Here is a 5,197-nt window from a genome sequence, read left to right on the forward strand (position 1 = left end):
CTTATCTATTGTTCCAGAGGCCAGAACAATCGACATGGTCTTTGACATAAGTATCGTAACGTAATTATTGGAAGATTAATAAAACTTTGTCAATAATTTATAACGATAACGGAAATTAATTATGCGTCTAAAATTGAATGTTTTACAAATTGAGATGTAATGAATATATATTATGATGTACCGATTTCGTTGGAAGCAAACACACCATTCATCAATATGGGATGTAAACATTCAGGAAGGGCAAGGTGGACAACGCAGTCCGTCTGCAGCAGAATGCATGGCAATCAGCCCACGTGTCAACCTATAAATAGGTATTAAAAATATACCGCTATGCAGAGGGAGAGGATCGCGGAAAGCTCGCTCCGTGTCATTTCAAAGGAGAAAAATTCCATAACAGTGGAGATGATAAATTACGATAACACCCTTCTCAGGACGCTTGTTGAGGAGATACTGAAGGATGACCAGGTTGATGAGGCAAGATACTACATCAAGCATCCGGTCATAGACAACCCTCAGATATACGTGAGGGTAAAATCAGGAAAGCCCCAGTCAGCGATAAAGAGGGCAGTGAGGAAATTATCCAAGATGTACGAGGACCTCGGGACGCAGTTCCAGAAGGAGTTCCAGAGGTACGAAAGCGATCACATGATAAAAGCCGTGGAATGACCAGATATCTAGTGGAGTTCAGCCTGGAGAGGGACAGGGCCAGGACTGTTGAGATAGTCTCCATTCAGGAAACATACGGTTCATTCAGCATAGAATTCATTGATGATCGGATCGCTGTTATATCCGGATCATGGGAACCCATACGCAGATGCGCTTTCGTGAACTATATCGGGCAGATAGTCGGCGAGGCTGGCAGCCTGCAATCCTTCAGCGCTGATCTCCCGCCTGGCCGGTTCTATGTGAGGTATAGGGACATCGACGGAAACGCGCCGCTGAGCGAGGCGGCAATTGGCGATCTTCTCAACGCCAGAGGAAGGGTCTCCTTCGAGCATCCAGATTACGTCGTCAGGGTGGTTCACCACGGCATCTTCTACGTCACCGTTGTGGTTCATGAGAGGGACAAGAGGCAGTTCATGGAGAGGAAGGCCCCTCGCAGGCCCTTCTTTTCCCCAGTATCTATGGATCCCAAGTATGCAAGGTTTCTGGTGAACACCGCCCATGTAAGGGAGAACGAAGTGATCCTTGATCCATTCTGCGGCACGGGAGGCATACTGATTGAGGCCGCCCTTATGGGAATCAAAGTCATAGGAAACGACATATCCCTGTCAATGGCTGTTGGGGCAAGAACAAATCTGAAGCACTTCCATATAGACAGCTTTCAGGTCTACAGCATGGATATATCGCAGCTGCAGTTATCCCGCATCGATGGAATCGCCACTGACATGCCCTATGGAAGGAACTCCTACGCAAGCGAAGATCTTGAGACCCTTTATGAACGTTCTTTCAGGAAATTTCATGAAATGCTGAAACCCCATGGCTATGCAGCATTCGTTGTATCTGATTCATCCCTGATCGAACTTGCCAGACCGTATTTCAGGATAATCTATGATGTTCCGGTATACCAGCATAGATCCCTGACGAGGCATTTTATAACTGCGCTGCGGAACGACTGAATTAGAATGAACTGGCATCATCTTTCCTTAAATATATGCAGTGCATTGTCATCCAGATGAAGGACAAGGAGAGTTCCATAGACTTTTACGCATTCGTCAACATATACCGAGACAAGTTCATAGGATCCTTTGTGAAGAAGGTATATCAGATAGGCCCGGACGATTTTCTAATTCAGATATATCGATCCGACATAAAGAGAACGGATGTGCTCATATCCCTCAAACACGGCATCTTCTTCAGAACGGCTGAAACCCCGGAGACTGCCACGCAGACGGCCATGGTTCTCCGTAAGTCCATTTCTGACAGGAGGATCGTTGAAATTAGGCAGATAAACTTTGATCGCGTAGTTGAATTCACCTTTCATACAGGGCAGAAGCTCATACTTGAGTTATTTAGGGAAGGTAACCTCATAGCAACGGATGGGGATAAGATAACATTCGCGCTCAGACCGAGGAAATGGAAGAACAGGGATCTTGAGGTTGGCAGCACGTATCTGCCTCCCTCATCTTTTGATCCTTCAACTGCCACCGCTGAGGATATATCCAAGGTTATTTCCGCAAGCTCGGCCAACATTGTCCAGACGCTGGCGACCCGCCTGAACCTTGGCGGTGAACTGGCGGAGGAGATACTTTACCGGGCCGGAATAGACAAAGAGATACCGGCTAAATCCGCATCTGAAAGATCTGGCGACATCAGGCACATGCTAGATGAACTTCTGAAGGAATCGCTGAGCAACAGATCCTATTACTACGAGGATCAGGCATTGGTTTCGCCCTGTGAGATGAGGCATTTTGGCACTCCCAGTAAGATCTTTGAGGATCTGAACGAGGGACTTGTGTTTGCACTTGAAAATTCTAAGGGTGAAGAAGAGCTCGAAGATCCCATAACCAGGAGGATAAATTCTCAGAAGAAGAGCATAGAGGAGTTCGAAAGGTTATCGAATGAAAAACAGGAAACCGGCAAGGCTATCATGGCAAGGCTCCAGGAAATAGATAATGCAATAAGATCTGCAAGATCCGGAAATTATGCCGGAACCATTGATAGGGCCAGAAAGCTGATAACGGTGGATCTGGATGGAAGGCAAATCGAGATAGACTACACTGTATCGGCTGGAGAAAATGCGAGCAGATACTTCTCGCAGTCAAAGGAATACCGAAAGAAGATCGAAGGCGCGGTTAAGGCCATAGAAGAGGCTGAGAAGCAGCGCTTGATCGAGATGCAGAAGGCGGAGAAGAAAAAACGCAGGAGGGTATTCTGGTTTGAAACATATCATTGGTTCATATCAAGCGAAGGTTACCTTGTGATAGCCGGGAGAGATGCCAAGTCCAATGAGAAGATCGTGAAGAAGCATCTGCAGGAAGGCGATATATACGTCCATGCTGATATGTACGGTGCTCCGAGCACCATAATCAAATCCTCTGGAAAAAATCCGCCTGGGGATACCACCATAAGGGAAGCTGGTGCCTTTGCAGTTTCCTTCTCCAGAGCATGGGCTGCAGGAATAGCTTCAGGAACGGCATACTGGGTCTATCCTAGCCAGGTCAGCAAGACGCCCGAATCTGGAGAATACGTGACGACCGGATCATGGATCATCAGGGGAAAGAGGAATTACATAACCGATCTGAAATTAGAGCTCTGCATTGGAATGCGTGATGTGGAAGGCATACAGATACCGATGATAGGACCATCATCTACCTTCACTTCAGGTGAGAAATGCGTCAAGATAGTTCCTGGAGACCACAAGCATTCAGAGATTGCAAAGAGAATTGCAGAAATGCTAAGTACAGACAGGGAAGAGATAGAAAAAATACTCCCACCTGGAGGATCCATGATCGTAGAATAGGATATTTACTATGAAGTACAAAACTTCCTATAACTCTTTGAAACTATCTAGATAGTTTCCATATAACTCCTGAATTTTCTATAAAAATCCCCGGATAGTTCTTCATTCAAATTATGCATCTCATCACCAAAGATCAGCAGATCTAAAGCTTAACTCATAATTCTGGCATAACCTATAATAGGAATGCTTCGATCACATTTCATGGAATTTCGTGAGGAGCTGAAGACTCTGAAAGACCAGGTTAAATTTGGTGAGTCTTTCAAGGTTGATAGGTTCAGCAATATAGTTATAGCTGGCATGGGGGGATCAGGCATAGCTGGAAGGATCTTCTCAGAGATGTATTCCGATAAGCCAGTATTCGTCTCAGATGACTACAGTATTCCAAATTTCGTGGATGAGAACACTGAATTCATAGCCGTAAGCTATTCCGGCAACACTGAGGAAACGCTGAGCGCCCTTGAGATGGCAATGAAGAAGGGGGCAAAGGTGCATGCCATTACGTCTGGGGGGAAACTTGGTGAATTAGGTATAGATACGATAAAGATCCCTTCTGGCCTGCAACCAAGATCCGCCGTGGGCTACCTGACCATGCCGATAATAAATACGTTTATTAAACCATCCCCAGACGATGTGGATGAGGCCTCAAGGATCTTAGCTGATCTTGATGCGAACAACACCGTCCAGGAGAACATCGCCACTGAGATATTTGCTGGAAGAAGGATACCTGTTATCTACGGTGCAAGCCCATTCAGATCCATAGCCTACAGATGGAAGACGCAGTTCAATGAGAATGCCAAGGTGCTTGCATATTCAAGCTACTTCTCAGAACTGAATCACAACGATACCATGCCGCTGAGGGATACCTATCGCAAAGATGAGTTCTACTTCATGGCATTCGATTCCCAGGATGAGAGGATAAGGAAGCGCATAGAAGTGACACAGAAGATAACTGGTACGCAGTTCAAGAAGATAGATGTAAGAGGAACGTCGGTGTTCGCTAGATCGTTTTACCTCATACACGTGGGCGACTACATAACGTACCATCTGGCAAGGCTCAGGGGCATAGATCCGCAGGATGTATCCACAATAGAGGAGCTCAAGAAGAGGATAGCCTGAACTGGCGTTCAGGTCTCATTTTTCACTGCCTGATTCTGAGGCGAAGGCCATCCCGAAGTATTTCGCCACATAGTAGTAGCGCACCTTCATTCTTCTGCCTGTTACCTCCAGCATTTTCTTCAGCATTATCATGTTCTGGTAGCTGTCCGGCTTCGCTTCATCAATGACTGCCTGCTGCATCCTGTAAAGCGCTGCGAAATCCCCTGAATCTATGCTTTTTATAACCGTTTCATCATAGTATTCCGCCATATCTGAATATCCATATGGCCCATCCGGACTGTGGGTATGCGCCTGATCCGCACTTATTATGATGCTTATATTTCCAGAATATTTATCGGAAACCGCGACAAGATGCTCGGCAAATGACTCTATTCTTTCCTTGGAGAGCAGTCTTGGCTCGCCAATGGCCACAATGCGCCCCGGTTTGAAGAACGTGAGCGGTATCATGGACCCGAAATCAAGAGCGCAGGGATAATTTCCGGACAGCGTTATGCAGCGGAGCCTCTGTACGGCCTCGTGCCCCGCGATCAGATCGACGAGGTCCATGGCGTTCTCGTACCTCTTCCGCAGAACGTGCCTCTTCGTCCTGTAGTATCCTGTTATTGTCCTGGAGTACGT

At 46.5% G+C, this 5,197-nt stretch carries 5 protein-coding genes; 4 read left to right on the forward strand and 1 reads right to left on the reverse strand.

Annotated features, from left to right (window positions below):
- Window positions 1–330 precede the first annotated feature (330 nt).
- The 4 genes from F6Q11_RS07140 (at window position 331) to F6Q11_RS07155 (ending at window position 4,579) form a co-directional block, all read left to right on the forward strand.
- A complete protein-coding gene (locus F6Q11_RS07140) occupies window positions 331–666 on the forward strand; it encodes a DNA-directed RNA polymerase subunit L (protein ID WP_297027795.1) in 336 nt (111 codons plus the stop codon).
- Complete coding sequence (locus F6Q11_RS07145; protein ID WP_297027798.1) at window positions 663–1,619, forward strand: TIGR01177 family methyltransferase; 957 nt, start codon at window positions 663–665, stop codon at window positions 1,617–1,619. Before F6Q11_RS07140 ends, F6Q11_RS07145 begins: the two co-directional genes overlap by 4 nt.
- A 56-nt stretch (window positions 1,620–1,675) precedes the next feature.
- Window positions 1,676–3,463 carry a ribosome rescue protein RqcH gene (gene rqcH / locus F6Q11_RS07150; RefSeq protein WP_297027800.1) on the forward strand — a complete coding sequence of 596 codons (1,788 nt, stop codon included), beginning with the start codon at window positions 1,676–1,678 and terminating at the stop codon, window positions 3,461–3,463.
- A 201-nt stretch (window positions 3,464–3,664) separates the two neighbouring features.
- Entirely contained in the window at window positions 3,665–4,579 is a 915-nt protein-coding gene (locus tag F6Q11_RS07155) for a bifunctional phosphoglucose/phosphomannose isomerase (protein WP_297027803.1), read from the forward strand.
- 15 nt (window positions 4,580–4,594) lie between these two features.
- Here the strand turns inward: F6Q11_RS07155 and F6Q11_RS07160 are convergent.
- A partial coding sequence (locus tag F6Q11_RS07160) for a hypothetical protein (protein ID WP_297027805.1) occupies window positions 4,595–5,197 on the reverse strand: 603 nt, incomplete at its 5' end.

This window comes from Thermoplasma sp., from assembly GCF_008709555.1.
In the GTDB taxonomy this organism is placed as follows: Archaea; Thermoplasmatota; Thermoplasmata; order Thermoplasmatales; family Thermoplasmataceae; genus Thermoplasma.

Excerpts from the sequence above, each read along its gene's own strand:
- rqcH (WP_297027800.1), top strand. The coding sequence starts at position 1,676 with ATGAAGGACAAGGAGAGTTCCATAGACTTTTACGCATTCGTCAACATA.
- F6Q11_RS07155 (WP_297027803.1), top strand. The coding sequence starts at position 3,665 with ATGGAATTTCGTGAGGAGCTGAAGACTCTGAAAGACCAGGTTAAATTT.
- F6Q11_RS07145 (WP_297027798.1), top strand. The coding sequence starts at position 663 with ATGACCAGATATCTAGTGGAGTTCAGCCTGGAGAGGGACAGGGCCAGG.
- F6Q11_RS07140 (WP_297027795.1), top strand. The coding sequence starts at position 331 with ATGCAGAGGGAGAGGATCGCGGAAAGCTCGCTCCGTGTCATTTCAAAG.